Source organism: Mameliella sp. CS4 (genome assembly GCF_019392335.1).
Taxonomy (GTDB): domain Bacteria; phylum Pseudomonadota; class Alphaproteobacteria; order Rhodobacterales; family Rhodobacteraceae; genus Antarctobacter.
In genome coordinates, this window is sequence record NZ_JAHXRQ010000040.1 from 1 (window position 1) to 23,359 (window position 23,359).

Below are 23,359 nucleotides of genomic sequence, written 5' to 3' on the forward strand. Positions count from 1 at the left end.
TGAACCGGCCGGAACGAAAGGACAGAACCATGAAAAACCGATACCGCGTGACATTCCATGACTGGGCGGTCTGTGAGCTGCATGTCGAGGCCGCGCATGCGGACGAAGCTATCGCCCTGGCACAGGAGCAGGTCTATCGCGACGGGCCTGATATTGCCCGGGTGAGAAACACCGGCACGGACAGCTGGGAGGCGGAGCCGGCAGCCTAGCTGCCGGTCATCCCCGGACGGAATGCAGCATCCTGCGCAGTTCCTCCGGGGTGACATCGCCGCCGCTGCAGACAGGGCTGTAGACCCGTTCGTGCCCGTCCGCCGACCGGATAATCACCTCGTCCCCGTTTCCGGTTGCCGCCACCAGGTCGGCCAGCGTTGAGAACGCATGGCGCAGGACATCCGCATCGGACTGCAGGTCGCAGACTTCCCTCAGCCAGGCGAGCAGGGCCTCACCGTCTGAAGTGCAGGAAAAGCTCTTGCGGGTTGTCGTCTCTGTCAAAGCGGAGTCCTCCGGCGGCTGCGCCCTGTATGTAATAGACGTTAGCATCAGCCAGAGGGAGGCCATTCATGCCTTGGTTATTTTTCTCAGACAAACCGGCGTGATCGGGAGCCTGATAAACTGACTATAGCGCGGCCTCTCCGGGGCAGCGCCCTTACCCGATATCGGCGCCCTGTTCAGGGTACCCGCCTGGTATTAGCAGGCTGCTGATAAACGTCATCGAACGCCAGACTTCGCCGAGCTGATCGTGCCTGGGCTCGGGCGAAAACGATCAGCTCCACGAGATCGCGCCAGAGTGGGGTAACTATGCACCTCGCCAGTCGAGGCCGGAGTTTTTCAGCGCCCTGTTAGAAAAACGTCAAGACGGCTACGCAAATGGCAGAACAGTAATCCGCGGAAAAGCTCATAAATGCGGGGAGCTTCGCTTTCATGGAAGCCGGCCCGGAAGTGATTAGTGAAAGCTATTATTGGATAATGCGCAGGTGACAAGTGTTTGCCGTGTAGGAAACGGCATATTCCGCGGTACTTTCGTCATCGGTGGTTGCACAGCCCGGTGCCTCCGGTGACCCGTTTTTATGGGTCATCACACGACCGGTTCCCGGCCTGCCGTCATCCAGTTTCTTGTCTATATTCCAGACTTCTTCCGCATAAAGAGGCGAACGGGAATTATTCGCGCCCTGATTCTGGCGCAGTGTAAATAACAAACCGCCGGGTGCGATAAAACTGTCAGTACCTCCTCCAAAAGAGTTTCCTCCATTGATGCCGAAATAACTACTGCCTATTTTTCCCTGCGGACTGTTTACGCCTGCAGTCGTAACATAGGCATCACTGCTGCTATCAGTCACGCCGGTATAGCTGCCTTCAATCATGCCGGCATTCGCCAAATGCTGCCAGAAGAGAAAACGCTCAGCCTGAGCTGTTGCTACGGCCCCGCCAACACCTGCCGGCCAGCCGCCACCATTTCCGTTACAGGTCTCTGTTCCGGTTGCAACGACCGAATAACATGCATCATCATCGCCCGTACCGCCTTTAACGCCCCAGAAATCCGTCGCATTAGGCATATCCCCGGCATTGGCAAAGTATTTATCGCGGAACGTCATGGCCGCTGTCGTATATTGTTGTATCTGCGTGATGACACTGCGCATCTCTGCCGCACGGATAAGGTTCTGTCCGGTCAGAATTCCACCGGTCAGCAGGCCGAGGATGACGAGCACGATACTAAGCTCGACCAGTGAGAATCCTGCCTGCGACTGTTTCGACCCGACAAATACGGAAAAGCCTTTCGTCATAAAATCTCCCTGCACGAAATAATGTTACCGCAAGGCACGTTAAGAAATCGTTAAGCCCGTTTTGTGTTAGAAGAAGCGTCCTTGTCAGGACACAAACGGTCGTTTCTGTCCCTTCCGGGACACACACGGCGGACCAATGACTTGCGCGGGACTAAAACCCCGGACAAAAGCTTTGCCGTTTTGGGAGGTTTTTGTCACGCTATGGGCATGATTTTAGGTTACGCCCGTGTCTCGACTGAAGACCAGAAGCTCGACGCCCAGGCCGACGCCCTGACGGCGGCCGGCGCGGAGCGCATCTTCGCCGAGCGTATCAGCGGGTCTGTCCGCAACCGCCCCGAGCTGGACCGCCTGCTCGACCAGCTGCGCGCCGGTGACGTCATCGTGGTGACGAAATATGACCGCCTGGCGCGGTCGCTGCGCGACCTGCTGGAAATCGTGGAAGCCATTGGCGAACGCGGGGCCGGTTTCCGGTCGCTGGCTGAGGACATCGACACGACGACACCCGCCGGCCGGCTCATCTTCCACGTCTTCGCCTCCATCGCCCAGTTTGAGCGTGAGCGTATCTCAGAGCGCACCCGCGAGGGGCTGGCAGCGGCGAAGAAGCGCGGCCGCACTGGTGGCAGGCCCCCTGCCCTCACCGAAGATCAGAAAATCGAGGTGCGCCGCATGCGCGACGTGGAGCACCGACCCCTGCCCGACATCGCCGCCCTGTTCAGGGTCAGCACCAAGACCGTGCGGCGGGCGTGATACCCACGTCTTGAAAGAATTCGGTCAGATCAAGTCTGTATCAATAAATCTTTCTGACAAAAAAGTTGCACGCATTTTTTATCTCTGATCCAGTATTGTATTGAGCAGAAGCAGAGACGCAGGCTGACCGTATGGCGTGTTTATAAGTCATAATAAAGCCCGAATGCGGCTTCCCGTCATCAAGCTTCTTATCAATATTCCAAAGCTCCGGTGCTGAAATAAACGGAACATCAGTTCCGTCTGCGGTCCCGGAGCCGACATCCGGAAGGCCCACTTCCAGAATGTTGCCGTAATCGCCGTCAGGAAACCCTGCGGACCCTGTGACTGGTCCGATAAACTCCACAGAGAATCCTGCATTGTTGAGTGTGATGGGAACATTCTCTCCGGGAACCGCGTGATCATTATCTTCCGGTCCGGCTATTCCCGTATACTGCCCTTCAATCAGTCCCGCATTGGTAAGATGTTGCCAGAACAGGTATAGTTCTACGGTCTGACTGGCACTTCCTGCGCTATTAATTTGGCCATTACCATCACCATTGCATGTTTCTGTCCCATTTCCGCCGGTCGCATTCGGGCACGTTCCCGACGACATGGTTTCCCAGAACCTTGTTGCGTTGGCTAAATCTCCGGGAAGCCCGAAGTATTTATCCTGGAACGTACGTACTGCCGTTTGGTATGTGGGGATTTGACTGGTCAGCTTCCTCAGCTCCGCTGCACGGATCAGGTTCTGCCCGGTCAGGATACCGCCGGTCAGCAGGCCGAGGATCACGAGCACGATGCTCAGCTCGACCAGTGAAAAGCCGTTTAGTCTGCTGTCTGAACGACAGGTTTCCGAATATACCATGTTTTTACCAATTTAATTAATAAGCAAGGATAACATTTTCCGTCCCATCTGTTAACAAAATTTAGTGCAAATGATTATATTTTCCCTATAATTAGGGAATGCGATTTACAATTCTTATACTTATTTTCTATGCATTTTCATTATCGGCCTCTGCATGTTTCGGGCCGCCCCTCCATGTTCAGACGTTCTTCGATGAGCTTCCGCAACATCTGTCGGAAAAGCCGGTGGTAGCCAGAGTAGTGATTAAGGAAACGAGAGTTTCTGAACATGACAGAATGAGAGTGTCAGAGGTACAGGTCGTTGATGCAGGGCGGGGAGTTCACGCAGGAGACCGCTTTGTTGTTATGTCGGAGACGGGATCGTGTGCGCAGGACGCCCATGTTTCCTCTGGCGAAAGCTACTTCATTGCCGGTCAGTTCGGAGCAGACGGTGTATTCACCGGTGAATCGAAAGGGTGGCTGGAGACCGAGTAGGCCAGAATAACGGCATTTTCCAAGATTTCATGTAATCCGCATACACCGTTGATGAGCGCCGGGTCTTTCCCCGCGATTCCGGTCTGAGACCGCCCTGCCCTTTCGCACCTGTTGGAGCTGCCTGCCTTACGCGCCGGCCCGGCTCGGGCTGTCCAGCCTTACACGGCTGCGGACTCTGCTGCGCAGGCCGGACCTTCGGCCGACAGCGCCGGTTCCGCCGCGCTTTCCGGGAGGCAGACGGTGCGAAGGGCGCGCCGTCCTCACCAAAAGGAAGGAGGACACCATGTCCCGACCCACTCACAACGTCGTTTTCAGGGCCCGCAGCTATACGGGCGAAGACGGCAATACCCGCCATGCCTATCACACCATCGGAGCCGCCTGGTCCGGCGATGACGGTATCCGCATCCGCCTCGATACCGTGCCCGTCACCTGGGACGGCACGCTGTATCTGCGCGAACGGCAGGAGCCGGCGCAATGAGCGGCCTGCGCGAAGTCTATGGCCTGTCCTGTCCACAATGCGGCCGGGACAGCGCCGTCGAGATCGTCGTCAAAGTGCCCGCCAGGCTGACTGCTCACGGCGAAGAACTCTGCGGCGAAAGCGAATGGACGCCGGAATCCGCCTGCCGCTGCTGCAGCTGCGGCCATACGGGCGACGCCTGCGACTTCATGGCGGAGGAGGCACAATGAGTGCCCCGCTGATCCCTGCCCCGCTCCGGGAACGGCTCATTGCCAATTACCGGAGCAACCGCGACGGCGAAGCCGATCATCCCCCGGTCGTGAAGCTCTTCACGCCGGACGCACAGGCAACCTGGCTGCTCAGCGAACTGGACCCGGAGGACGGCCTGCTCTTCGGTCTCTGTGACCTTGGCATAGGCTGCGCCGAGCTGGGATACGTTGCCCTGGCAGAGCTGGAGACCGTGCGCGGTCCCCTTGGCCTGCCGGTCGAGCGTGACCAGTGGTTCGGGGCGGACAGGCCGCTGTCGGCCTATGCCCGCGAGGCATCCGCCGCCGGCCGCATCATGGTCTGACGACAAACTTACCGGGTATTTGATAATACCCGGTAAGTGAAATTATCCGGTAAATAAAGTTATTGGGTTTTAAGATAAACCCGGTTACAGTAAACACCGGATAATCATAACGAGCAGAGAAGCAGCCATGCCGGTCATCGTCATTGCCTCCCCCAAGGGAGGCGCGGGAAAATCCACAACAGCCGTACTGCTGGGCACCGAGCTGGCCCATGCCGGTGCGGATGTCACCATGCTCGACTGCGACCCCAACGGGTCTGTGACCCTGTGGTCCGAACGCGCCCCGCTGCCGCCACGCATCCGCGTCCTGTCGGACGTGGGCGAGGCCGGCATCATCAAAACCATCCGCACCCATGACACGGACGGCAGTGTCGTTATCGTGGACCTTGAAGGGGTGGCCTCGCGGCTTGTCTCGCGCGCCATTTCACAGGCGGATTTGGTCATCACGCCAATGCGCGCGACCACACTGGACGCCACTATCGGCGTGCGCGCCCTGTCGCTGATTGGCGAAGAGGAAGAAGCGCTCGGCCGTGATATCCGTCACGCGGTCGTCTTCACCATGACGCGCGCCATACGATCCAAACAGCATACCGGCATCGAGGAAAGCCTGAAGGAGCAGGGTGTCGATATTATCGAGCCGGCGCTCATGGAACGCGCCGCTTTCTCGGCGCTGTTCGAGTTCGGAGGCGATCTGCGCGGTATGCCTGCGCAGGGGCGCATGGAAGGCGCGCTGCAGAATGCCTCGGAATTCGCGCAGGCCGTCTACGCGCGCCTGAGCGCGGAGGAAGCGGCATGAGTGACAAGCCTGCATTCAGCGTCAATGTCGGCGGCCTGAAGAGCCGCAGCAAGGGAACCGCCACGGCCCGCGACGTGGAGAAAATCGACAGGGCAGGGGACGCACATGGCTTTGTGGACCGCTCCCCGAAAAAGAAGCGGGGCCGGCCGGCCAGTCCACGCACCGGTCAGGTGCATGCCAAGGTGCTGCCGGAATATTCGGAAGAGATCGCGGCCGAAGCCACACGGCGCGGTGTGACGCAGGGGGTGCTGATAGAGGAAGCCTGGCAGCTCTACCGCGGGAAGCACGGCCTTTAGGCCGGCGCACCGCGCCGTTCGTACCAGCTCCGGCAGAATTTCAGGAAATGCGCGTCCGGACGTTTGGGCGCAATTTCCTCTTTCGCGCACCAGCGCCGCCACTCCCGTTCAAGATAATGGACATCCCAGCCGGGCGCTTCGCCACGCGCCTCGCCATAGACATCGCCCGGAAGGGGGGGCAGGTCGTCCTGCAGCTCATCTGAAAGGGCAGGGGGCATGCTCTGACGGTTGCGGAAGACGACACGGTCTTCGTCATCGAGGCGCACCGCATAATCCGGCATGTGTCCGTGCGCCTCGTCCTGGTCGGCAATCGCACGCACCAGCCGCCGGAACTCGCGCAGGGTCGAGTTGGAGCCGCATTTCTCCTGCAGAAGATGCAGGGCGATTTTCCATTCCGGCTGCCGGCCGCAATGCTTGCGCGCCAGCTCATAGATGCGTCGTTCCAGCGGCTTGCGCAGGCGGAAATAGTCGCGGTGCAGTGTCAGCACTTCCTGATGCCGGATGGCGTTAAACACCCAGTCAGACAGCTTGATTTCCACTTCCTGCATCCGTCCGTCGCGCGTCTCGCGCACGATGCGCGCGCGGTCGATGATGCTGAAAATGTCGATTTGCTCCTGCCCGCCGGTGACGATATTCGTCTCAATCTGCGTGCCCTGCAGACGTGCCAGGGCTGCACGCATGCCCTCATAGCCCCGCCCGTCCGTCACACGGTTCGTTGCCTTCAGAAGGTCATATGCCTTTACCCGCACCGTCTGGGACACTTTCTGCCCTTCGTTCAGCGCGGCCATAATCTGACTGATGCAGTAGATGAGCACATCGCGGTCATGAATCGTCGCCAGCCCTTCCGAGGCCGGCTTCACTTCCAGATAGTTCGCGCCGCTCTCATACCGCCGGCGTCGGTGGTCCGGCTTGGTCGAGAGCGAGAAGATAGGGTGCGCCATCGAGGCCATGTCACCCTTGGGCGCGGCATCGAAGATGTCGCAGACAAAGAAATCCCCCTGTTCCTGGCGGTCAGGAAGCAGCGGCGACCGGTCTTTTGTGATTTCACCCACCATGCCCCCAGTTTCGTGATTTCACCCACGCCGTCAATCCGATTCGTGACTTCACCCACACCCCGCTGTCTTTCGTGATTTTACACACGCATCTTCGTGACTCTGCACACGCTCTTTCGTGATTTTACACACGCCCCTTCCGGATTCCTTCTTAGTTTTCCATGTCTTACACCCCTATTTTTTCGCTTAACCCTATATATAACACCAGTTTAACACTCTCTGGCTGTGGATAACTTCATCCTGAAGTCCGGCCGCGCGAAGCGCGGCCAAAAATTGCATCCGCCTCACGGCGGATTCCCGGGCCCTCTCGCAGGCGCATCCGCGCCTGCTCACGGAAGGTTCGCTCAGGCTCACCAGAAGGAAAGGGGAGCCGTTCCCTCACTCCTTCCCGCCGCTCTTCGCCTGTGAAGAGACCTGGCCGACCGACGGAACCCCGGCAAGGGGTGGGTGCTCGCCATGCTCGCCGCAGACGGCTGCGCGTGGCTCCGCTCCCGCTACGCGCCCTTGCCGTGAACCCGCCGGCCTGCCTTACCGGTCTCAGGCGAAGGCGGCTCCGGAAGGAAAGGGAACAACACCGGGCCCTGCGCAATAAAATTGCACCAATGTCCTCAACCGGTTACACTGAAAGAGACAGTGTTACCGCTCAGGGCCCGCAGCATCGCTGCGGGCTCTTTACACCGGGTCCGGTCCCTGTCCGTCTTTGAACAGACCGCAGGTCGGGATAAACTAAGCCCGCGTCAACTGTTCAAAGACGGGTCCGATGCCGATTTACGAATACGAAACCGTGCATGAACGAATCCCTCCGCCGCCCGGACACCGGCGGCGTACTCTTATCAACGCACTGATTTCCTTCTTCGGGCTCGCCTTCTTTCTGGCGGTTCCCGGACATCTGCTGCTCTTCGCAGCAGATGCTTTCTTCGATACCCGGCTGGCTGAGGCTTACGCGCCCGTGCGGGATATCGCACTGATACCCTTCCGGCTGATTTCAGAACTGGGCGCGGCGATTTTCTGAGAACCGGCTCAGCTGATAGCGCAGCCCGTTTTCATTCCGGCGGATGCGCCAGGCCCGGCGCGCCCAATACCAGAGCAGTATGACCAGCGGGACCGAGAACAGGCCGAGAAAAAAGCGCCGTTCCTCATCCGCATGCCAGGGCAATCCGCTTTCGGTCGGGGCAGTCAGGCCGAGCATCACCACGAAGAGCAGGCCGAGTGCCGGAATGCCGAACCATCCCGACCGGCCCAGCAGCTGCCGCCAGGTCCGTTCCGCCGCCTGCCATTCGCCCTCATCGTCAGGATAGCCCGCGAGCCAGATGGCCTTGCCCCCGGTCAGGGCGAACGACCCCTCGAAACCGACCGGCGGCCGCTCTTTCCGGTGCGCGCGGATGAACCAGGCACCTTTGTCCGTGACCAGTCCGAAGCCGCGCAACCGGTGTTCCGCGACCCGTCCCGCAATGACATGCACCGCATAATCCGCCCCGCCGCGTGCCCGGGACCGCTCTTCCTCATCCAGGCGTTTCAGATCGGCTTCGGTCGGTGGCGGCCGTCCCTGCCGGCGCTGTCGCCGGCCTTCCTTCCAGGCACGGCCGAGTGCCTTCAGGTAATCGCCGGCTCCGGAATGCAGCTTGTCGGTGCGCTGGTCCTCGAACGGGTCGCGCATGCTCAGCGCCCGATATCCTGCCCGCGATCCTGTTCCCGGCTGTCTGTCCGGTCGTCCTCTTCCGGCCCGACACCGAAAAACTCGCGGAACAGGTCGGAGCCGCGGCCGGTCAGGTCCGCCTGCTCACCCTGCTGTGGCGTGCCCGGCAATTCACGGTCGAAGGTGACCTTTTCCCAGGTCTGGCGGATATCGTTGGCCGCATCGCGGAGGATATCTCCGGCCGAGGGCCCGATTTTGCGGCCGGCATCCGGGTTTTCACGGTCATTTCGGGCCATCTGTATAGTCCCCGTAATCTGCACCTGTTATCCATTACCATGAAGGGACAGAGCCGGAATTCCAATGTTGCACCGGAGGGAACAGGCAAACTTACCCGTTCCGGCGCGGATTCCGGAGGCGGTGCCGTTCATTGATTCAGACGATGCTCCCCTGCTCATGCTCGACGGCAAACAGGGCAGGGACGAGTGGCTGCTGCGTCATGCCTATGAGGGCGTGCACATTTTCGGCGGCACCGGGTCCGGCAAGACCAGCGGCAGCGGCCGGGCACTCGCCCTGACCTATCTCCGTCTGGGCATGGGCGGCATCGTGCTCTGCGCCAAGCCCGGCGAATATGAACTCTGGCGGGACTATGCCCGGCGTGCCGGCCGTGAACATCAGCTGATCCGCTTTCATCCGGACGGCCCGTACCGGTTCAACTTTCTCGACTATCAGGCGACCGTGTCCTCCGATGCGCAGGGCCGGCTCGATACCGGCAACATCGTACACCTGCTGATGCAGACGGCCGAGGCCGCCGAGCGCAGCGATGCCCTGAAGGGGCAGGGCGGCAACGAGCCGGCCTTCTGGCGGCGTGCGCCGCGGGAGATGCTGTCGCACACGATTGACGCGGTCTGGTCCGCCTGGGGGCGGCTGCGCCTCTCGGAAATCATGGAATGCATCCTGACCGCGCCGGCCGACCCGGCGGACTTTCTGGATGACGCGAAAATCGAGAGCAGCTTCTGTCTGAAGACCCTGCGCCAGGTGATCGGTGCGCCGGCATGGCGGTTGCCGGCGCATGACCAGCGCGTGGTGCTGAACTACTTCCGGGACAATCTGGCCCGCCTCGACAACCGGACCCGCTCCAACCTGGTCACGACCCTGACCAGCCAGCTGGCCCCGCTGCTCAAGGGACGCATGCACGAGCTGTTCGGCACCAGCACGACACTGGTGCCCGAGCTGACCCATGAAGGGGCCATCATCGTGCTCGACTTCCCCGAGAAGGTGCACAAGGAAGCCGGCCTGCTGGCGCAGCACATCTTCAAGTATCAGTGGCAGGTCGCGACGGAGCGCCGCGACATCCGGACATCGCCGCGCCCGGTTTTCTGCTGGGCCGACGAGGCGCAGTTCTTCATCACGCCCTACGACATCCATTTCCAGACGACCGCGCGCAGCGCACGCGCCTGCACCGTCTATCTGACCCAGACGGTTTCCAACTATTTCGCGACCATCGGCGGATCGAGCCCGCGCGACGCGACGATGGCCTTCCTTGCGAATTTCGTGACGCAGATCTTCCATCGCAATGCCGACCGCAACACGAACGAGATGGCGGCCGAGATGATCGGCCGGAACCTGCAGCTGCGTCGCAGCGAGTCACGCGGCTGGAGCGACAGCCAGGGCGGCAGCGAAGGCACATCCTCCGGCTGGAACACCGGCACCAGTATCAGCAGCAGCGGCGGTCATTACAGCACGAGCAGCAATGCCGGAAGTTCCGCCGGCACCAACCGGGGCATCAGCTGGTCCAGCGGCTATTCGATGAACCAGACCGTGTCCGAGCAGATGGAGCTGGACATCCAGCCGGCGGAATTCGGGACGATCCGCTCCGGCGGCCCGCAGAACGGGCTGCGGGTGGACGGGCTGCTCTACCAGTCCGGCCGCCGTTTCGAGGGTAATCGCGGCCGCAACTACATCACCCTCTCCTTTGACCAGGCGGGAGGGTAGGGGGCTGGACTTCATTCCCCGGATACTGGCCCGCCTGTTCGGCAGCAACGTGACCCGCACGCTCATCGCGCTTGGGTTCTTCGCCTTCCTGGCAACATCCGGCTTCGACATGCGCGGCGTGGCGGCCGTGTTCCTGGTCGTGGTGGGTATTACCGCCCTCAGCTACGCGGCCGAAGCCTATGCCCGGAACAGGCGGACGGCCCGCTATGCGCCGTGGATGCAGACCCGCGCCGTCAAACGGCTGCGGCCGGTGCCGCTGGTGGAGTATCCGCGCAACCCCATCCATGACGAAAGCGATGCCGAATTCCCGGAAATGGCTGCCCGGCTGCCGCCGGAACTGCATCAGCTGGTCCTGCGCGGCCTGTCGGAAGAAGCAAAGAAAAAGGAGGGATGATGATGGCGATACCGTTGCCGGTACTCATGGCAGCCGTCAACGCGATGCAGACCGCGGCGCGTTCGCGGCAGATGGACACGCGCAGGCAGTCTGAAATTGCGTTGGAGCGAGAAAGACTTCGGCGCGAAGCCCTGCATGTTGCGGCCGAAAGCGAGCGCTTCAGGACCGAGGCGGCGTTACAAGACCGGCATCGGGAGCGGCAGAAGGAGGTCCTGCTCCGTATGATCGAAGTCGCTGATGGCATCCACCGCATCAAAATAGAGGTGATTCAGGAAACCTTCCGTGAGGTGATGGCGATGCTCAAGGCTCACCAGGAAGGTCTGTTACAGGAGCAAAGACAACTATCTGATGCGCTCCTGAATCCTGCTGTGACGCAGACGATCCGCCTGCACGCACGTAAACGTCAGCGCGAAGTGTCAGACGAGCTGGAAGAGCTGGACCAGGCGGCGATGCAGGTGCAACAGCATGCAGTCGATACACTGACAGCAATCAAGCCCGGCCAGCAACCGCATCTGTTGGATTGGTAGATATGGAAACCCTGGTGTCCTGGGCGCTTGGTATTGGCGTTGTCATTTTTCTGATTGTCATCGTTAAGCGAGCCAATGATAAAGAAGCCGAGAAGCATGCGGATGAATTCATTCAGAAGAAATTCGATGCGGCCACCGATCCTGAAGATAAACGCTACTGGCGGCTTACGGCCAAGCATAGAAAAGTCAGAATTGTTGAATATTACAATGACGATGATTTATTTGAAGAGTTAAAATTCCTCGCTGCGCACGAGATATTCAACGACAAAATACAAAATCATTTACGAGAAGTCCTGAAGCGTGTTGAGGCTCACCGGGAGAGGTTCGTCAATCCCGAGCGACAACGTGAAGCCGAGGAAACTGAAGCAGCGCGAAAAGCTGCGGCGGCTGAGATGGCAGATGCACGAACCGAAAAGGCCCTCACCCGCAGTCTTACGACGCTGGCCGAGACAACACGTGCGCTGAAACCGGGCGAAGATCATAGCGAAATCGTCAATATGATCGACGCGGAGCTTCGCATCATCGACCGGGAATGCCCCGAGCCGATCACTGATGAAACGGCCCGGGTCACATTGTCTTTTCTACGCAAACGCCTCGATGAGTGCGCGGTACACGATCCGGTTCTCGACCTGCACCTGTCGCGGCTACTTCAGCGCATTCCGACTGAGGCTAGTTCTTCACCGCCTTCGATGTGAACAGCATGCCCTGATCGACCGTGACGGAGCGGACCAGCGTTTCCCCGTCTTCGATGAGCTGTTCGGGCGACACGGTGGCGTGCCGGTGCGGGCTGTACTGCTCGATAAGCCCGCATTCATAGCTGCGCAGCCGGTCCATGAGCGGGTAGAGGTGATAGCCCTCTATCATGATGTTCACGTCCGCGAGGTAGAGCACCAGCGCCATGCCGCCGCGTGCGGGGTCCGTCTCCGAATAGCCGACCCGCATCAGCGTCTTGTAGTGCCAGAAGGTGCCCTCACGGGCTTCCTGGCGCATGGTGTCATACCAGATCAGCTCGCAGGTATCGGTGCCCTGCGGCATGTAGCCGAAAGGCCGGTAGCCCTCCGTTCCGGCGAACTGCATGGCCTTCGCCGGCTCCGGCCGGTTGTCACCGGCGACACGGTCGCGAAAGCCCGGGGTGCTTTCCGGCCCGATGCCGAGGGCCTTGCGGAAATCGTCGCTGCCGCTCATCGGTCGATATCCTCTTCGCGCAGCCGCACTGTGGGCACCATCGCCCGCTGCGACCGGTTTTCCCGCCAGTCATCCAGCATATCCTGCATCACCTGCGTGACGTTCAGGAAGACCTTCATGCGGTTGCCGCGGTTCAGCTCCTGCATGGCATGGGCCACCTGCCGGAACTGCCGGCGGGCATTCATGGCCCAGTAGGTATTTGCACGGTCGGCGATGATACCGGCCTTCTCCCTGATATGCTTGGCGATCGGGCTCAGGCGGGGCAGGGGTTCCCTGTCGAGGCTGGCCGCCTTCGCCATGTCACCCCGCTGCAGCGCTTCCGCACGCTGTGCGGCGAGGCTCCGGTGATCGACGCGGGCAGCGCTGCCGGTCTCCTGCAGGGCCGCATTGGCCGCGTCCTGCCATGCACGCCGGATACGTTTCACCGGCCGCAGCGCGTCGAGTTCGTCGCGCTGTGCCTGCCAGTGTTCCGCCTCGCGGCCGGCGGCGGCATCGCCGGTTTTCCCGAACCGTTCGAGTGCGCCGTCGCGCTTCTTGTTGGCGTAGGAGATGCGTTGCGTCAGATCGGCGGGACAGTCCCAGTCCCGTTCGCGGTTCTTCTCGAAGAAGTGGCCGGCTGCGATGCGCTGAGGATCGCTTTCCAGCCGGCGCATGGTCAGCATGATATGGGCGTGGACGTTGCTGTGCCCGTCCGCCGCATCGCTGTCATGGATCGCGATATCGGCAACCATGCCGTCCGAGACGAACTGGTCGCGCGCGAAGTCTTCCACGAGACCGATGGCACATGCGCGGTCCGCCTCCCACACTTCGCGCGGGATGGAGACCTCGCATTCGCGATAGAGCTGCGCGCCCTCGTTCACCATCTTGCCGTCCTTGTTCACCCGTGGCTTCCGGGTCGAGCCGTCCCGGTTCAGGACACTCCGCTCGACCGCGTTCCACAGTTGCTGCCGGTCATACACCCAGTCCGGTGCGCCCTCCGGCGCGAGGACCGATGTGTATGCCACTTCATGCTGGCGGGCGGTGTTCCGCTCGCACCACTTGCTCTGCTCATTGTCCCAGAGCCGTTCCCCCGAACGATAGGCAGCGGCCGCTACCGCAGACCGCCTGGTCGCACCTTCAGGCGCTCCGCCTGTCGGGCGGACAAACTGTCCCGTGACCTTCAGCCGGCAGTGATAAATCGCCATGAGCGAGTCCCTCAGTCAGTGAACCTGCTGCCTGCCGTTGCCGCACCCTGCTACCGTTGATAGAGACAAGTGTGCACTTATACAAAATGTTACCCATTTTGTGCACACCCCGCAACGAAAAGGTGCCGCCGTCACGGAATCTTAACCTTCTGAGGTTCGGGAAAATGATCGCAGCCGGCAGGTCATCCTGCCGGCCTGCCTCCCGGCGAGGGTGGGGGTAGCAAGGGCAAAGGCGCGAAGCGGGAGCGGAGCCACGCGCAGGATGCGTCAGCATCCGAGCATGGCGAGCACCCACCCTTTGACCGCGCGGGGGGCGAAGCCCCCTAGCTCCGGTCTGGGGACGGATTGCCATTCCCGCTGGCCGGGGGATTCAGCTTTCGCTATCTTCAGGGGAGAGGAACAAGGCGTATGCCACAGATGCACGCAACAAACCAGGCAGTCCGTACCAGTGAACTGTTCGGCCAGCTCAACAGCTTCGAGGCCAAGTATGCGCCCGAGGGGCTGTATCTTGCCGGCGATGCCTCGCTGCTGTCCGGGGGGCGGCGTGTATCCATTGTCGGAACCCGCAAACCGTCTCCCGAAGGTATGGCCCGTGCCCGTGCCCTGACCCGTATGCTGGTCGCGGAAGGCATCATTGTCGTCAGTGGCCTCGCCGAAGGTATCGACACGGTGGCTCATGAAACCGCGATGGCGGAAGGTGGCCGCACGATTACCGTGCTGGGCACCCCCCTGTCGCAGGCTTACCCGGCAAGAAACCGTGACCTCCTGGAGCGTATCAAGGCCGGCCACCTGGCCATTTCCCAGTTCCCGGAGGGCATGCCGGCCCGCCGCACCAACTTCCCGCAGCGCAACCGGACGATGGCGCTGATTTCTGATGCGACGGTCATCATCGAGGCCGGCGAGAACAGCGGCACCCGCCATCAGGGCTGGGAGGCCCTGCGCCTCGGACGCATGGTCTTCCTGATGCAGAGTGTCGCTGAAAACCCTGACCTTACCTGGCCGAAAGAGATGATCGGCTACGGGGCACAGATACTGCGCCGCGAGGATATGCCGGACGTTCTGCACGACATTCCGGGCTTCACCGCCGCGAGTGTCAGTGCCTTCTGAGTTTCCTTACGCGACCTTCGCCAACTATTCGCCGCGCGGCACGGCCGAGCCGTCCGTCCGCTCCCGGACGATATGCAGTGCGCTGAAAGCGGGCCGGGTCTCGCAGATCGAGCGGGCGCTTCCGCGTCTGGAAGAGCCGGCTGCGGCCGTGCTGCAGCCATTCCTCAATCCTTCTGTGACTCTGGTGCCTGTACCGCGCAGCGCCCCGCTGCGTGAGGATGCGCTCTGGCCGTCACGCGTTATCTCGGATGTCCTGCATGGCGCAGGATATGGCGGTAACGTCGAAGCGCTGGTCGAACGTGTTACGGCCGTGCCGAAATCGGCCTTTGCCGGTCAGGGGGAGCGCCCTCTCATTCACGAGCACCGGGAAAGCCTGCGCGTGCATGCCGACATGTTTGCTCCGGAACAGATTACCTTGGTGGATGACGTTCTGACGATGGGCCGTACTACAGCGGCCTGTGCGGAGCTGCTACAGGAGCAGTTTCCTTTCAGCACCATCCGCATCTTTGCGATGATGCGTACTCATGGCTTTGTCGAAGACATCGACACAGTTTTCGATCCGGTAGTCGGGGTCATCACGAGCTACCCTTCCGGCAAGAGCCACCGCGAACCATGATGCCGGGACCAGCCGGTCCCGGATAGTCCGCGCCTTTCGTACTGCTTCCCTTGCGTCAGGCTGGCCACCACATCCGGTATGTGTCTCTGCCGGGCATCACCAACCCTGGTATGCCGGATTTCTGTTCGCAATTTGTTCATTTCTGTTGTGCACGGTGACAGAGATTGCCAGGGTGGCAGAAAAATACCCCGTGAGAGAGCATATGAACCAGTTTACCGAACTCCGGCAAAAGGCCGGTCTCAGTGTCGCCGAAGCGGCTGTCTGCACCGGCTTCAGCGAGCGCACCGCCTACCGCTGGGAGACCGGAGAGGCCAGCCCCCGCCGGGCTGTCCTGGAGACGCTGCAGCAGTATATCCGAACCCGGGACAGCGGCGGCACCTCCTTCCGGTTCATCGACCTGTTCGCCGGAATCGGCGGCCTGAGACTCGGATTCGAGGCTATCGGCGGCCGTTGCGTCTTTACCTGCGAGCGGGACCGGTTCAGTCAGCAGACCTACCGTGCCAACTTCCCGGATGAACACGAGATTGCCGGCGACATTACCGCTGTTCTTCCGGAACATGTGCCGGAGCATGATGTGCTTCTGGCCGGGTTCCCCTGCCAGCCTTTCTCGATTGCGGGGGTTTCCAAGAAGAACGCGCTCAAGCGTCCGCATGGCTTCGCCTGCGATGCCCAGGGCACGCTGTTCTTCCGGCTGGCCGAAATCATCCGTGACCACCAGCCGGCGGCCTTTCTCCTGGAGAATGTGAAAAACCTCTTTAGTCACGACAAGGGCCGCACATTCGAGGTCATCCGCAACGTGCTGACCGAAGAGCTGGGGTATCACATTGACTGGCGCGTCATCGACGCCAAGCCCTGGGTGCCGCAGCACCGCGAGCGCATTTTTATCGTCGGGTTCCGCGACCCTACGAAATTCACGTTCGACAACTTTGACATGCCGGACCCGCTGTCCGGCCCCAAGCTGCACACTGTGCTGCACCCGGAAGACGGAACCGAAGCACCGGAGCCGCCCTATACCGGGGCCAATATTGCGAGTGTCAGCGAAAAGTACGTTCTGTCGGACAAACTCTGGCAGTATCTCCAGGACTATGCGGCCAAGCACCGGGCGAAAGGCAACGGTTTCGGTTTCGGGCTGGTCGGTCCGGATGATGTGGCCCGCACCCTGTCTGCCCGTTACTACAAGGACGGCTCCGAAATCCTGGTAGAGCGTGAAGGCGGCCGGCCCCGCCGGCTCACGCCCAGGGAATGTGCGCGCCTGATGGGGTTCGACAGTCCGGAGCGGACGTTCCGGATTCCGGTGTCCGATACCCAGGCCTACAAACAGTTCGGTAACGCCGTGGTCGTGCCGGCCGTCGAGGCGGTTGCCCGACATATGCAGCCTCACCTCCAGGAGGCCCTGCGTCGGGACGAGACCCCGGCTGCACCGGTTACACCCCAGCAGGTCGCGTAGGCCCGCTGTGGCGGACATTGTGGACAGCGCTACCCGCAGCCGCATGATGCGCGGTATCCGGGGCAAGGACACGAAGCCGGAGGTTCGTCTGCGCAGTGCGCTGCACAGGCGTGGCTTCCGGTTCCGCAAGAATGTCCGGTCCTTGCCGGGCAGTCCCGACATTGTGCTGCGCCGGTATCGGGCCCTTATCTTTCTGCATGGGTGCTTCTGGCATGGCCATGACTGTGCCCTGTTTCGCCTGCCTGGCACCCGGACCGATTTCTGGCGGGCCAAAATCGAGGCCAACCGGGAGCGTGATGTGCGGGTGAAAGCCGCCCTGGCGCAAACCAGCTGGCGCGTGCTGACCGTCTGGGAATGCGCGGCAAAGGGGCCGGAACGCATCGGATTTGATGAAGTCGAGTCCCGCACTGTCAATTGGCTGACCGGTGGTGCCGGTTCTGCGGAAATCCGGGGGGAAACACATGGCGCTGGCTGATCTTGCCGACTGGCTGGACGGGCAGACCGGCCCTGACCGGGTCTGGTATGTCAAACGCCTGTCGGCGAACGATACCGGCCAGACCGGCGGGCATCAGGCGGGCGTATATGCTCCGAAGCCGCTTGTTTTCGAGCTGTTTCCGACGATGGATCAGCAGCCGCCCCGGGAGAACCTGGATGCCTTCTTCACGCTGCATGTGGATTCGCATGATGTCCGCAGCGAGGTGCGCGCCATCTGGTACAACAACAAATACTGGAAGGTTCCCCGACCGGCCAATCCGCGCGATGAAGCCCGCATCACCCGCTTCGCGGGAACGCCATTGCAGGACCCCGAGAACACCGGTGCGCTGGCTGTCTTTTCTTTTGTTCGCGAGCCCGCCGGCAACACGACAACCGCGCATGCCTGGGTGTGTGAAAGCGCCATCGAGGAAGACCTGATCGAGGAACGTACCGGCCCGGTCGAGCCGGGCATGTACCTGGTCTGGGAACCCGGACAGATGCGGCGTTCCGACCGGTTCCCGGAGCGGGAGTACCGCGCCAGTTGTCACCTGGAGCCGGACGAGCTGCCCGAAGCCTGGCGCACGGCCTACCCGACCGGCCTGGACATCATCAGCAAGGCGGTCGAGATGCGTTCGGATGCCTCGCTTACACCGGACAAGCGCCTGCTGCGCCGCCGTGAATGCGAGTATGAGCTGTTCCTCAGTATCGAGAAGGCCATCGAGCTTCCGGCCATCCGGGCCGGCTTTACAACGGTGGAAGAATTCATTGCCCGTGCGCAGACGGTCCTGCAGCGACGAAAATCACGCTCGGGCCGGTCACTGGAACTGCACGCCCGCGCTATCTTCCTGGAAGAAGGGCTGCGCGAGGGAGATGACTTCGAGTGGGGGCCGAAGACCGAACACGGGAATATTCCGGATTTCCTGTTTCCGAATGCGGCCGCCTATCATGACGCAGCGTGGCCGGTGTCAGGTCTGCGCCTGCTGGCTGCCAAGACTACCTGCAAGGACCGTTGGCGACAGGTGGCGCGGGAGGCTGACCGGATACCCGTCAAACATCTGCTGACGCTTCAGGAGGGAGTGTCGGAGAGCCAGTTTCGTCAGATGAGGGAGGCCGGGGTGCAGCTGGTCGTGCCGGAAGGGCTTGTCGAGAAATACCCGAAACCGGTGCGAGGCGACCTGGTGACGTTGGAAAGCTTTATCGGGGATGTAAGGGCCTGTCGGCCGTAGTGAGAAGACCTCAGCTTACTAAAAGCCCACAATCCGGCGGTGAGGCCCGATCATGGTCGCATAAGTCAGCACATCGTATCTGTTGCAGAAGGTCGAAAACTCAAAATCGAACAACTCTCCGTTTACATTCGCAAGCGTCTGTACACCTTCTCCCAGCGGCCCCTGTTTCCGGTAACCCACATAGCTGCAAATCTCCGAGAATACCTGCTCTTTCGTTACATTCGAAAACTGCGTGTTGAAGCTGCCGGAGCCAAAGAAATATGCGACCTTCCCGGACCCTGCCCGCTTGCAAAAACCATTGTGGCGCGGATGAACGCTTATCATGCCGAGTGCGGGAAGGTCCGGAGGGCTTGAATGCACAAGCTCCCAGAGAGTGGTGGTCAGCGTGTTGCCGAAGGTTTTCCCGATTGCGCTGACCCTTTTCCAGTCGAAGCCACTGGTATCCCGCCACTCTGCCGCAAAACGGTCCCCGAGAAAGATCAGGCGACGCGAGCCGTAGTTTGCTTCGGCTTCCATCGTGTTGTGACATATCGGGCTGATGGTTTCGTTGTTGTCCCCCATCATCAGGGAGCGATGCCACGGGATGAAATCATGCGAGATTTCGTGGCCGATCAGGAAGCGCTTCTTCAGATCGGGAACATCGTCGTCAATGAAGATCTGGCGCTGCTCGGGAACAAGCAGGCCACGCAGGCCGACTTTGGTCACCACATCCCACATGCGCTTTGCGTTGGACATAATGGTGCTTCCCGCCATGACTGCCCGGTGGGAAATTTCGTCAAGCAGATCCAGATCAGCTTTGCTGTAGTAGGTCAGGTCCAGGCGCAGCAACTCACGCACCTCTTCGAGCCGCAGCGGCGGCTCCGGATTCCCGAGGTCGCGCAGTATGCGATTCACGGACTCGTCAATGTCCTGTGCGGCATAGGGGTCGATCAGCAGCCTGTTATCTGACATCGGGTCCGTCTTTGTATTTGACCAGAAACTTCACGAAATCATTCAGCCCCCTTCTTTCCGTTCGGCTCAGGTCGGAAACATCATCCGAACTGGCAGCGAATTTCATTGCTGCGCTTTCCAGATCACCATTGACGTTATGCGCATCGGGGGTGAGGCGCATCAGGTTGGTTGCTGGAATTTCCGTGTATCCGGACAGTTGGTGAAGCGTCCGGGGTTGAGGCCCATAGTCGGGGTTGGTTTCCAGCGCCTCAAGCTCCGCCGGATCTACACGGAGACGTTGTGCCAGTTCCGCAACGGTCAGTTTGTCGCGCCGGCGCACCTGAAGAACGAGAAGGCCAAGGACACCTTTCCTGTGCGCGGGTTTATCTGCTTTGTCCGTCTCTTCTCTGGCGGCATGGATTGCGGCGGTAAAGTCTGCTGCCCGATGGATGGGCGCTCCGACCTCACATGCTTCGCCTGCATCATCTTTGATGCGCAGGTTCAGCCATTCCTGATTGAACATAAGTTTCATAGTCGCCCTCCTTTTGTTTGTGGTTAGTTGTTGAAAAATCCTGCAGCCTGCGCTTCCGACAGCTCGAAATAACGCAGGTTCTGGTAGTTCGGGTCCGGATCGAATTCCGTCATCTTTACTCTGTGACGGTAGAAACTTTCGGCACCACTGAGGGAGTGCAGGCCGATACGCCCCCTGAACCCTTCATCGAAGCTCAGGCTCACCGCCGCACCAATCATCATCTGGCCGCAGCCTCTGAACCGTATCGGGTCCGCTTTTGTCCTGCGGTTCCACGGCGCTGTTGCCAGCAGATCGATGTAAACGAGTGGTGCGCGGGGGTGATCCGGGTGAAGACTGGAGCATTTCAGCCCCCCTTTCATCACCAGCATGACCGCCTGTGTCGTGTTCTCGGCTTCCAGGACGAAAACATCGTACAGAAGCGGATCGCTCTCTGCCCGCAAGAGCTTTTCGTCCCACTCCCAGTGCGCATCCTGCGCGCCGGGAGTCTGAGCGAACCACTGCTTCCAGTCGCGCTCGATGTGTTCCGCATTGGTGCGGTCCGCACCCCGATACAGATGCACCGGTGTCGCGCGGCCGAGCTGCTGTTGCTGTAACTCAAAGCTGTTGAGCAGGGCCTTCATAAGACCATCAGCTCAGCTTTCTCCGACTTGTCAGCATTCTCCACGAACACTTTGTCGCCCCGCGCCAGCCGTTCATCCACTGACTTGTACAGTCGCAGTGCTTGTCTCACGAGAGCCGTCTTTGACAGCCCCTTCTGCTCGCAAAGCGCTTCAAGGACGCTCATTTCCGCGTCGGTCAGGTTCAGGGTCATTGTCCGCTTCATGGGTTCCTCCTACAGGATCATATTCTCAAAGTAAAGCTAAAAAGTCAACGATAAACGAGCAAAAAATAGCTAGACAATAGCTAAAAAATATATAAGTATGATGGTGCGGCAGTTGGTGGGCTGGCTTTGTGGCGAGTCGCTGCCCGCAGGTTGAGAAAGGAGTTTGAGATGCCGAAAGATAATCAGGAAAAGCAGGTCACGATCATCGTCAATGGTCGTGAGAAGACCGTTGGAAAGGGCGATCTGTCGATGGACGAGATCGTCCGGCTGGCCTTCGATAACCCGCCGACCGGCGAGTTCGTGTGCTTCACCATCACCTATCGCCGTGGGCAGGGGAACAAGCCGGAAGGCTCTCTTGAAGCAGGCGGTTCCGTCAAAGTGAAGAAAGGAATGATCTTCAATGTCACGGCGACTGATAAATCTTAACGACGACCTGAAAGCGCTGGAGAAGGACGGCTATGAGGTGGCTGTCCGGGGCGGCCACCTCGTGGTTTCGAATGTGCCTTATGTGAACGCGCGTGCCGAGGTGAAACGCGGCGACCTGGTCTCGGTTCTGGAACTGCGCGGCGACCGCACGTTGTCGCCGCCACGTCAGCATATTGCCATGTTTGCTGGTGAGCATCCCTGCGACCAGTCCGGCTCCAGGCTGCGGCACATCGAACATTCGGGTTCCAGGCGGAATCTCGGTGACGGTCTCGTGGTCGATCACTCTTTTTCGGCAAAGCCGAAAGACGGGTATCGCGATTATCATCACAAGATGACGACCTACATTGAGATGATCTCATCTCCGGCGCGAAAACTCGACCCGACAGCAACGGCGCAGACCTATGCTGTTGCCGCTTCGGATGACGTTCCCTCGGTGTTCCGCTACATGGATACCGCCTCAACGCGGGCGGGAATCGGTGCGATCACCGAGAAACTTCGCATGGCGAAAGTCGCGATTGTCGGCCTTGGGGGAACCGGTTCCTATGTGCTCGATCTGATTGCCAAGACACCGGTCGAGGAAATCCATCTCTTCGACGGAGACGACTTCTTCCAGCACAATGCTTTCAGGGGGCCGGGCGCGGCCCGTTTTTCGGAGATCAGTTCACCGAAGAAGAAGGTCGGCTACTGGGCGGAGCGCTATGATCCCTTGCGGAAAGGCCTCATTCAGCACCCCGTCTTTCTTGACGAGGACAACGCTGTGCTGCTCGACGAAATGGATTTCGTCTTTCTGTGCGTCGATTCCGGTGCCGGAAAGCGGCCTGTGGTCGAGAGGCTGGAGGAAAGCGGCAAGCCCTTCATTGATGTGGGCATGGGGGTTCAGGTGGCTGGCGACCAGCTGCTGGGCATCGTGCGCGTGACAACCAGTCTTCCGGACAGGCGCAGCCATTTCAGGCAACATGTCGGGCTTGGCGATGCCGGTGTGGATCAGGCGTATTCCCGGAACATTCAGATTGCCGAACTGAATGCCCTCAACGCGTCACTGGCTGTCATCCGGTGGAAGAAGCTGTGCGGCTTCTACTTCGATCCGGAGGATGAAATGACGTGTAACTACACCATCGACGGCAATGTCATTGATAATATCGGGCGGGCGGTATGAAGGCGACACGTATCGAGCACAGATTTGTCGATGCGATCCCGGAGACGCTGGAAGACGAGGTGCTGTACGTTTCCATCGAGTTTACTACCGCCGTCCACAAGTGCCTGTGCGGCTGCGGGCAGGAGGTCGTGACGCCGATCAGCCCCACAGACTGGAAGCTCACTTTCGACGGGGAAACAGTGTCACTTGACCCGTCCGTGGGGAACTGGAGTTTCGATTGCCAGTCTCACTACTGGATCAGACGAGATACTGTTCGGTGGGCGGGGCAGATGTCTGAAGAGCAGATCGCCAAAGTCCGGGAAAAGGATGTGCGCTCCAAAGCAGCGTATTTCGACGCCTCCTGTCAGAAGGTCACTCATTCTGCACCAGCGCATCGGCCTGGTATCTTCGGACGTCTCGCCAGATGGATCGGCCTGCGGAGATCATAACGAACAGGTTCGCTGCGGGTTCTGTCCTCCCCGTCCGTCTCACTCCGGGCGTCTGCTGCGGTCTGCCGGCGGCACACGGGCAGCGCTGCCGCGCGTCGTCAATGGCCGGCCCGCTCCGTTCGCTGTGCTCCCGTGTGGGCCATGACGTGCCCTCTGCCCCCGCCTTTCGGACCGCATCGCCGGAATGAACCGGCCGGAACGAAAGGACAGAACCATGAAAAACCGATACCGCGTGACATTCCATGACTGGGCGGTCTGTGAG

The 23,359-nt window shown here is 60.4% G+C and carries 32 protein-coding genes; 20 read left to right on the top strand and 12 right to left on the bottom strand.

Annotation, left to right across the window (positions count from 1 at the left end):
- The first annotated feature begins 29 nt into the window (after positions 1-29).
- Complete coding sequence (locus KZZ07_RS25225) at positions 30-209, top strand: hypothetical protein (protein WP_219519245.1); 180 nt, start codon at positions 30-32, stop codon at positions 207-209.
- A 7-nt stretch (positions 210-216) separates the two neighbouring features.
- On the opposite strand, the gene KZZ07_RS25230 is transcribed toward KZZ07_RS25225, so the two are convergent.
- Together KZZ07_RS25230 and KZZ07_RS25235 are read right to left on the bottom strand one after the other, a co-directional pair.
- Positions 217-492, bottom strand: a complete 276-nt coding sequence (locus KZZ07_RS25230) for a hypothetical protein (RefSeq protein ID WP_219519246.1) — start codon at positions 490-492, stop codon at positions 217-219.
- Between the two features lie 464 nt (positions 493-956).
- On the bottom strand, positions 957-1,781 hold the full coding sequence (locus KZZ07_RS25235) for a type II secretion system protein (protein WP_219519249.1): 825 nt from the start codon (positions 1,779-1,781) through the stop codon (positions 957-959).
- A gap of 207 nt (positions 1,782-1,988) precedes the next feature.
- On the opposite strand from KZZ07_RS25235, the gene KZZ07_RS25240 reads away from it, so the two are divergent.
- Complete coding sequence (locus KZZ07_RS25240) at positions 1,989-2,528, top strand: recombinase family protein (protein WP_219519329.1); 540 nt, start codon at positions 1,989-1,991, stop codon at positions 2,526-2,528.
- A 40-nt stretch (positions 2,529-2,568) separates the two neighbouring features.
- On the opposite strand, the gene KZZ07_RS25245 is transcribed toward KZZ07_RS25240, so the two are convergent.
- Positions 2,569-3,372, bottom strand: coding sequence for a type II secretion system protein (locus KZZ07_RS25245; RefSeq protein WP_219519252.1), 804 nt, complete (start codon positions 3,370-3,372; stop codon positions 2,569-2,571).
- Positions 3,373-4,128: 756 nt separating this feature from the next.
- Between KZZ07_RS25245 and KZZ07_RS25250 the strand changes: the two genes are divergently transcribed.
- The 5 genes from KZZ07_RS25250 (at position 4,129) to KZZ07_RS25270 (ending at position 5,962) form a co-directional block, all read left to right on the top strand.
- Positions 4,129-4,323 (top strand): hypothetical protein, encoded by a 195-nt coding sequence (locus tag KZZ07_RS25250; RefSeq protein ID WP_219519255.1) that lies wholly within the window; start codon positions 4,129-4,131, stop codon positions 4,321-4,323.
- On the top strand, positions 4,320-4,532 hold the full coding sequence (locus tag KZZ07_RS25255; protein WP_219519259.1) for a hypothetical protein: 213 nt from the start codon (positions 4,320-4,322) through the stop codon (positions 4,530-4,532). Before KZZ07_RS25250 ends, KZZ07_RS25255 begins: the two co-directional genes overlap by 4 nt.
- Complete coding sequence (locus KZZ07_RS25260) at positions 4,529-4,873, top strand: DUF2958 domain-containing protein (protein ID WP_219519260.1); 345 nt, start codon at positions 4,529-4,531, stop codon at positions 4,871-4,873. The genes KZZ07_RS25255 and KZZ07_RS25260 overlap by 4 nt, the downstream gene beginning before the upstream one ends.
- 127 nt (positions 4,874-5,000) lie before the next feature.
- Positions 5,001-5,666, top strand: coding sequence for a ParA family protein (locus KZZ07_RS25265; RefSeq protein ID WP_219519263.1), 666 nt, complete (start codon positions 5,001-5,003; stop codon positions 5,664-5,666).
- Positions 5,663-5,962 carry a chromosome partitioning protein ParB gene (locus KZZ07_RS25270; protein ID WP_219519264.1) on the top strand — a complete coding sequence of 100 codons (300 nt, stop codon included), beginning with the start codon at positions 5,663-5,665 and terminating at the stop codon, positions 5,960-5,962. Before KZZ07_RS25265 ends, KZZ07_RS25270 begins: the two co-directional genes overlap by 4 nt.
- Here the strand turns inward: KZZ07_RS25270 and KZZ07_RS25275 are convergent.
- Positions 5,959-7,017 carry a replication initiator protein A gene (locus tag KZZ07_RS25275; RefSeq protein WP_219519266.1) on the bottom strand — a complete coding sequence of 353 codons (1,059 nt, stop codon included), beginning with the start codon at positions 7,015-7,017 and terminating at the stop codon, positions 5,959-5,961. The two genes, KZZ07_RS25270 and KZZ07_RS25275, sit on opposite strands and share 4 nt — an antisense overlap.
- A gap of 757 nt (positions 7,018-7,774) precedes the next feature.
- Between KZZ07_RS25275 and KZZ07_RS25280 the strand changes: the two genes are divergently transcribed.
- Positions 7,775-8,026: a hypothetical protein gene (locus tag KZZ07_RS25280; protein WP_219519267.1), complete on the top strand. Its 252-nt coding sequence runs from the start codon at positions 7,775-7,777 to the stop codon at positions 8,024-8,026.
- Here KZZ07_RS25280 and KZZ07_RS25285 read toward each other — a convergent pair.
- Together KZZ07_RS25285 and KZZ07_RS25290 are read right to left on the bottom strand one after the other, a co-directional pair.
- A complete protein-coding gene (locus tag KZZ07_RS25285; RefSeq protein WP_219519269.1) occupies positions 8,000-8,671 on the bottom strand; it encodes a hypothetical protein in 672 nt (223 codons plus the stop codon). The two genes, KZZ07_RS25280 and KZZ07_RS25285, sit on opposite strands and share 27 nt — an antisense overlap.
- A 2-nt stretch (positions 8,672-8,673) precedes the next feature.
- The gene (locus tag KZZ07_RS25290; protein ID WP_219519271.1) at positions 8,674-8,946 is read right to left on the bottom strand and encodes a hypothetical protein; all 273 of its coding nucleotides are present in this window, start codon (positions 8,944-8,946) and stop codon (positions 8,674-8,676) included.
- Between the two features lie 157 nt (positions 8,947-9,103).
- On the opposite strand from KZZ07_RS25290, the gene KZZ07_RS25295 reads away from it, so the two are divergent.
- The 4 genes from KZZ07_RS25295 to KZZ07_RS25310 are packed head-to-tail and all read left to right on the top strand — an operon-like array spanning position 9,104 to position 12,258.
- A complete protein-coding gene (locus KZZ07_RS25295) occupies positions 9,104-10,642 on the top strand; it encodes a type IV secretory system conjugative DNA transfer family protein (protein WP_219519285.1) in 1,539 nt (512 codons plus the stop codon).
- A gap of 49 nt (positions 10,643-10,691) precedes the next feature.
- Entirely contained in the window at positions 10,692-11,036 is a 345-nt protein-coding gene (locus KZZ07_RS25300) for a hypothetical protein (protein ID WP_219519286.1), read from the top strand.
- On the top strand, positions 11,033-11,563 hold the full coding sequence (locus KZZ07_RS25305; RefSeq protein WP_219519287.1) for a hypothetical protein: 531 nt from the start codon (positions 11,033-11,035) through the stop codon (positions 11,561-11,563). The genes KZZ07_RS25300 and KZZ07_RS25305 overlap by 4 nt, the downstream gene beginning before the upstream one ends.
- Before the next feature lie 2 nt (positions 11,564-11,565).
- The gene (locus KZZ07_RS25310) at positions 11,566-12,258 is read left to right on the top strand and encodes a hypothetical protein (protein WP_219519288.1); all 693 of its coding nucleotides are present in this window, start codon (positions 11,566-11,568) and stop codon (positions 12,256-12,258) included.
- On the opposite strand, the gene KZZ07_RS25315 is transcribed toward KZZ07_RS25310, so the two are convergent.
- Positions 12,233-12,748: a hypothetical protein gene (locus KZZ07_RS25315; RefSeq protein ID WP_219519289.1), complete on the bottom strand. Its 516-nt coding sequence runs from the start codon at positions 12,746-12,748 to the stop codon at positions 12,233-12,235. The genes KZZ07_RS25310 and KZZ07_RS25315 overlap by 26 nt on opposite strands.
- The gene (locus tag KZZ07_RS25320) at positions 12,745-13,932 is read right to left on the bottom strand and encodes a MobA/MobL family protein (RefSeq protein WP_219519291.1); all 1,188 of its coding nucleotides are present in this window, start codon (positions 13,930-13,932) and stop codon (positions 12,745-12,747) included. The genes KZZ07_RS25315 and KZZ07_RS25320 overlap by 4 nt, the downstream gene beginning before the upstream one ends.
- Positions 13,933-14,340: 408 nt before the next feature.
- Between KZZ07_RS25320 and KZZ07_RS25325 the strand changes: the two genes are divergently transcribed.
- The 5 genes from KZZ07_RS25325 to KZZ07_RS25345 all read left to right on the top strand — a co-directional run bounded on the left by KZZ07_RS25325 (position 14,341) and on the right by KZZ07_RS25345 (position 18,802).
- Positions 14,341-15,039: a DNA-processing protein DprA gene (locus KZZ07_RS25325; protein WP_255564590.1), complete on the top strand. Its 699-nt coding sequence runs from the start codon at positions 14,341-14,343 to the stop codon at positions 15,037-15,039.
- Positions 15,029-15,655 (top strand): hypothetical protein, encoded by a 627-nt coding sequence (locus KZZ07_RS25330; RefSeq protein WP_370631256.1) that lies wholly within the window; start codon positions 15,029-15,031, stop codon positions 15,653-15,655. Before KZZ07_RS25325 ends, KZZ07_RS25330 begins: the two co-directional genes overlap by 11 nt.
- Before the next feature lie 202 nt (positions 15,656-15,857).
- On the top strand, positions 15,858-17,102 hold the full coding sequence (gene dcm / locus KZZ07_RS25335; protein WP_219519294.1) for a DNA (cytosine-5-)-methyltransferase: 1,245 nt from the start codon (positions 15,858-15,860) through the stop codon (positions 17,100-17,102).
- A gap of 7 nt (positions 17,103-17,109) precedes the next feature.
- Positions 17,110-17,577, top strand: coding sequence for a very short patch repair endonuclease (locus tag KZZ07_RS25340; protein WP_219519309.1), 468 nt, complete (start codon positions 17,110-17,112; stop codon positions 17,575-17,577).
- Positions 17,564-18,802, top strand: coding sequence for a type II restriction endonuclease (locus KZZ07_RS25345; protein ID WP_219519311.1), 1,239 nt, complete (start codon positions 17,564-17,566; stop codon positions 18,800-18,802). Before KZZ07_RS25340 ends, KZZ07_RS25345 begins: the two co-directional genes overlap by 14 nt.
- Before the next feature lie 18 nt (positions 18,803-18,820).
- On the opposite strand, the gene KZZ07_RS25350 is transcribed toward KZZ07_RS25345, so the two are convergent.
- The 4 genes from KZZ07_RS25350 to KZZ07_RS25365 are packed head-to-tail and all read right to left on the bottom strand — an operon-like array spanning position 18,821 to position 21,087.
- On the bottom strand, positions 18,821-19,753 hold the full coding sequence (locus KZZ07_RS25350) for an ImmA/IrrE family metallo-endopeptidase (protein WP_219519314.1): 933 nt from the start codon (positions 19,751-19,753) through the stop codon (positions 18,821-18,823).
- Complete coding sequence (locus KZZ07_RS25355; RefSeq protein ID WP_219519316.1) at positions 19,743-20,264, bottom strand: helix-turn-helix domain-containing protein; 522 nt, start codon at positions 20,262-20,264, stop codon at positions 19,743-19,745. Before KZZ07_RS25355 ends, KZZ07_RS25350 begins: the two co-directional genes overlap by 11 nt.
- A gap of 23 nt (positions 20,265-20,287) precedes the next feature.
- Complete coding sequence (locus tag KZZ07_RS25360) at positions 20,288-20,884, bottom strand: hypothetical protein (RefSeq protein ID WP_219519318.1); 597 nt, start codon at positions 20,882-20,884, stop codon at positions 20,288-20,290.
- Entirely contained in the window at positions 20,881-21,087 is a 207-nt protein-coding gene (locus KZZ07_RS25365; protein ID WP_255564592.1) for a ribbon-helix-helix protein, CopG family, read from the bottom strand. The genes KZZ07_RS25360 and KZZ07_RS25365 overlap by 4 nt, the downstream gene beginning before the upstream one ends.
- 168 nt (positions 21,088-21,255) lie before the next feature.
- On the opposite strand from KZZ07_RS25365, the gene KZZ07_RS25370 reads away from it, so the two are divergent.
- The 3 genes from KZZ07_RS25370 to KZZ07_RS25380 are packed head-to-tail and all read left to right on the top strand — an operon-like array spanning position 21,256 to position 23,097.
- Positions 21,256-21,513, top strand: coding sequence for a multiubiquitin domain-containing protein (locus tag KZZ07_RS25370; protein WP_219519321.1), 258 nt, complete (start codon positions 21,256-21,258; stop codon positions 21,511-21,513).
- Positions 21,488-22,669 carry a ThiF family adenylyltransferase gene (locus KZZ07_RS25375; protein ID WP_219519323.1) on the top strand — a complete coding sequence of 394 codons (1,182 nt, stop codon included), beginning with the start codon at positions 21,488-21,490 and terminating at the stop codon, positions 22,667-22,669. The genes KZZ07_RS25370 and KZZ07_RS25375 overlap by 26 nt, the downstream gene beginning before the upstream one ends.
- The gene (locus KZZ07_RS25380) at positions 22,666-23,097 is read left to right on the top strand and encodes a ubiquitination-like system serine protease family protein (RefSeq protein ID WP_219519326.1); all 432 of its coding nucleotides are present in this window, start codon (positions 22,666-22,668) and stop codon (positions 23,095-23,097) included. Before KZZ07_RS25375 ends, KZZ07_RS25380 begins: the two co-directional genes overlap by 4 nt.
- Positions 23,098-23,359: the final 262 nt, after the last annotated feature.

Excerpts from the sequence above, each read along its gene's own strand:
- KZZ07_RS25225 (WP_219519245.1), top strand. The coding sequence starts at position 30 with ATGAAAAACCGATACCGCGTGACATTCCATGACTGGGCGGTCTGTGAG.
- KZZ07_RS25235 (WP_219519249.1), bottom strand. The coding sequence starts at position 1,781 with ATGACGAAAGGCTTTTCCGTATTTGTCGGGTCGAAACAGTCGCAGGCA.
- KZZ07_RS25240 (WP_219519329.1), top strand. The coding sequence starts at position 1,989 with ATGATTTTAGGTTACGCCCGTGTCTCGACTGAAGACCAGAAGCTCGAC.
- KZZ07_RS25245 (WP_219519252.1), bottom strand. The coding sequence starts at position 3,372 with ATGGTATATTCGGAAACCTGTCGTTCAGACAGCAGACTAAACGGCTTT.
- KZZ07_RS25250 (WP_219519255.1), top strand. The coding sequence starts at position 4,129 with ATGTCCCGACCCACTCACAACGTCGTTTTCAGGGCCCGCAGCTATACG.
- KZZ07_RS25255 (WP_219519259.1), top strand. The coding sequence starts at position 4,320 with ATGAGCGGCCTGCGCGAAGTCTATGGCCTGTCCTGTCCACAATGCGGC.
- KZZ07_RS25260 (WP_219519260.1), top strand. The coding sequence starts at position 4,529 with ATGAGTGCCCCGCTGATCCCTGCCCCGCTCCGGGAACGGCTCATTGCC.
- KZZ07_RS25265 (WP_219519263.1), top strand. The coding sequence starts at position 5,001 with ATGCCGGTCATCGTCATTGCCTCCCCCAAGGGAGGCGCGGGAAAATCC.
- KZZ07_RS25270 (WP_219519264.1), top strand. The coding sequence starts at position 5,663 with ATGAGTGACAAGCCTGCATTCAGCGTCAATGTCGGCGGCCTGAAGAGC.
- KZZ07_RS25275 (WP_219519266.1), bottom strand. The coding sequence starts at position 7,017 with ATGGTGGGTGAAATCACAAAAGACCGGTCGCCGCTGCTTCCTGACCGC.
- KZZ07_RS25280 (WP_219519267.1), top strand. The coding sequence starts at position 7,775 with ATGCCGATTTACGAATACGAAACCGTGCATGAACGAATCCCTCCGCCG.
- KZZ07_RS25285 (WP_219519269.1), bottom strand. The coding sequence starts at position 8,671 with ATGCGCGACCCGTTCGAGGACCAGCGCACCGACAAGCTGCATTCCGGA.
- KZZ07_RS25290 (WP_219519271.1), bottom strand. The coding sequence starts at position 8,946 with ATGGCCCGAAATGACCGTGAAAACCCGGATGCCGGCCGCAAAATCGGG.
- KZZ07_RS25295 (WP_219519285.1), top strand. The coding sequence starts at position 9,104 with ATGCTCGACGGCAAACAGGGCAGGGACGAGTGGCTGCTGCGTCATGCC.
- KZZ07_RS25305 (WP_219519287.1), top strand. The coding sequence starts at position 11,033 with ATGATGATGGCGATACCGTTGCCGGTACTCATGGCAGCCGTCAACGCG.
- KZZ07_RS25310 (WP_219519288.1), top strand. The coding sequence starts at position 11,566 with ATGGAAACCCTGGTGTCCTGGGCGCTTGGTATTGGCGTTGTCATTTTT.
- KZZ07_RS25315 (WP_219519289.1), bottom strand. The coding sequence starts at position 12,748 with ATGAGCGGCAGCGACGATTTCCGCAAGGCCCTCGGCATCGGGCCGGAA.
- KZZ07_RS25320 (WP_219519291.1), bottom strand. The coding sequence starts at position 13,932 with ATGGCGATTTATCACTGCCGGCTGAAGGTCACGGGACAGTTTGTCCGC.
- KZZ07_RS25325 (WP_255564590.1), top strand. The coding sequence starts at position 14,341 with ATGCCACAGATGCACGCAACAAACCAGGCAGTCCGTACCAGTGAACTG.
- dcm (WP_219519294.1), top strand. The coding sequence starts at position 15,858 with ATGAACCAGTTTACCGAACTCCGGCAAAAGGCCGGTCTCAGTGTCGCC.
- KZZ07_RS25345 (WP_219519311.1), top strand. The coding sequence starts at position 17,564 with ATGGCGCTGGCTGATCTTGCCGACTGGCTGGACGGGCAGACCGGCCCT.
- KZZ07_RS25350 (WP_219519314.1), bottom strand. The coding sequence starts at position 19,753 with ATGTCAGATAACAGGCTGCTGATCGACCCCTATGCCGCACAGGACATT.
- KZZ07_RS25355 (WP_219519316.1), bottom strand. The coding sequence starts at position 20,264 with ATGAAACTTATGTTCAATCAGGAATGGCTGAACCTGCGCATCAAAGAT.
- KZZ07_RS25360 (WP_219519318.1), bottom strand. The coding sequence starts at position 20,884 with ATGAAGGCCCTGCTCAACAGCTTTGAGTTACAGCAACAGCAGCTCGGC.
- KZZ07_RS25365 (WP_255564592.1), bottom strand. The coding sequence starts at position 21,087 with ATGAAGCGGACAATGACCCTGAACCTGACCGACGCGGAAATGAGCGTC.
- KZZ07_RS25370 (WP_219519321.1), top strand. The coding sequence starts at position 21,256 with ATGCCGAAAGATAATCAGGAAAAGCAGGTCACGATCATCGTCAATGGT.
- KZZ07_RS25375 (WP_219519323.1), top strand. The coding sequence starts at position 21,488 with ATGTCACGGCGACTGATAAATCTTAACGACGACCTGAAAGCGCTGGAG.
- KZZ07_RS25380 (WP_219519326.1), top strand. The coding sequence starts at position 22,666 with ATGAAGGCGACACGTATCGAGCACAGATTTGTCGATGCGATCCCGGAG.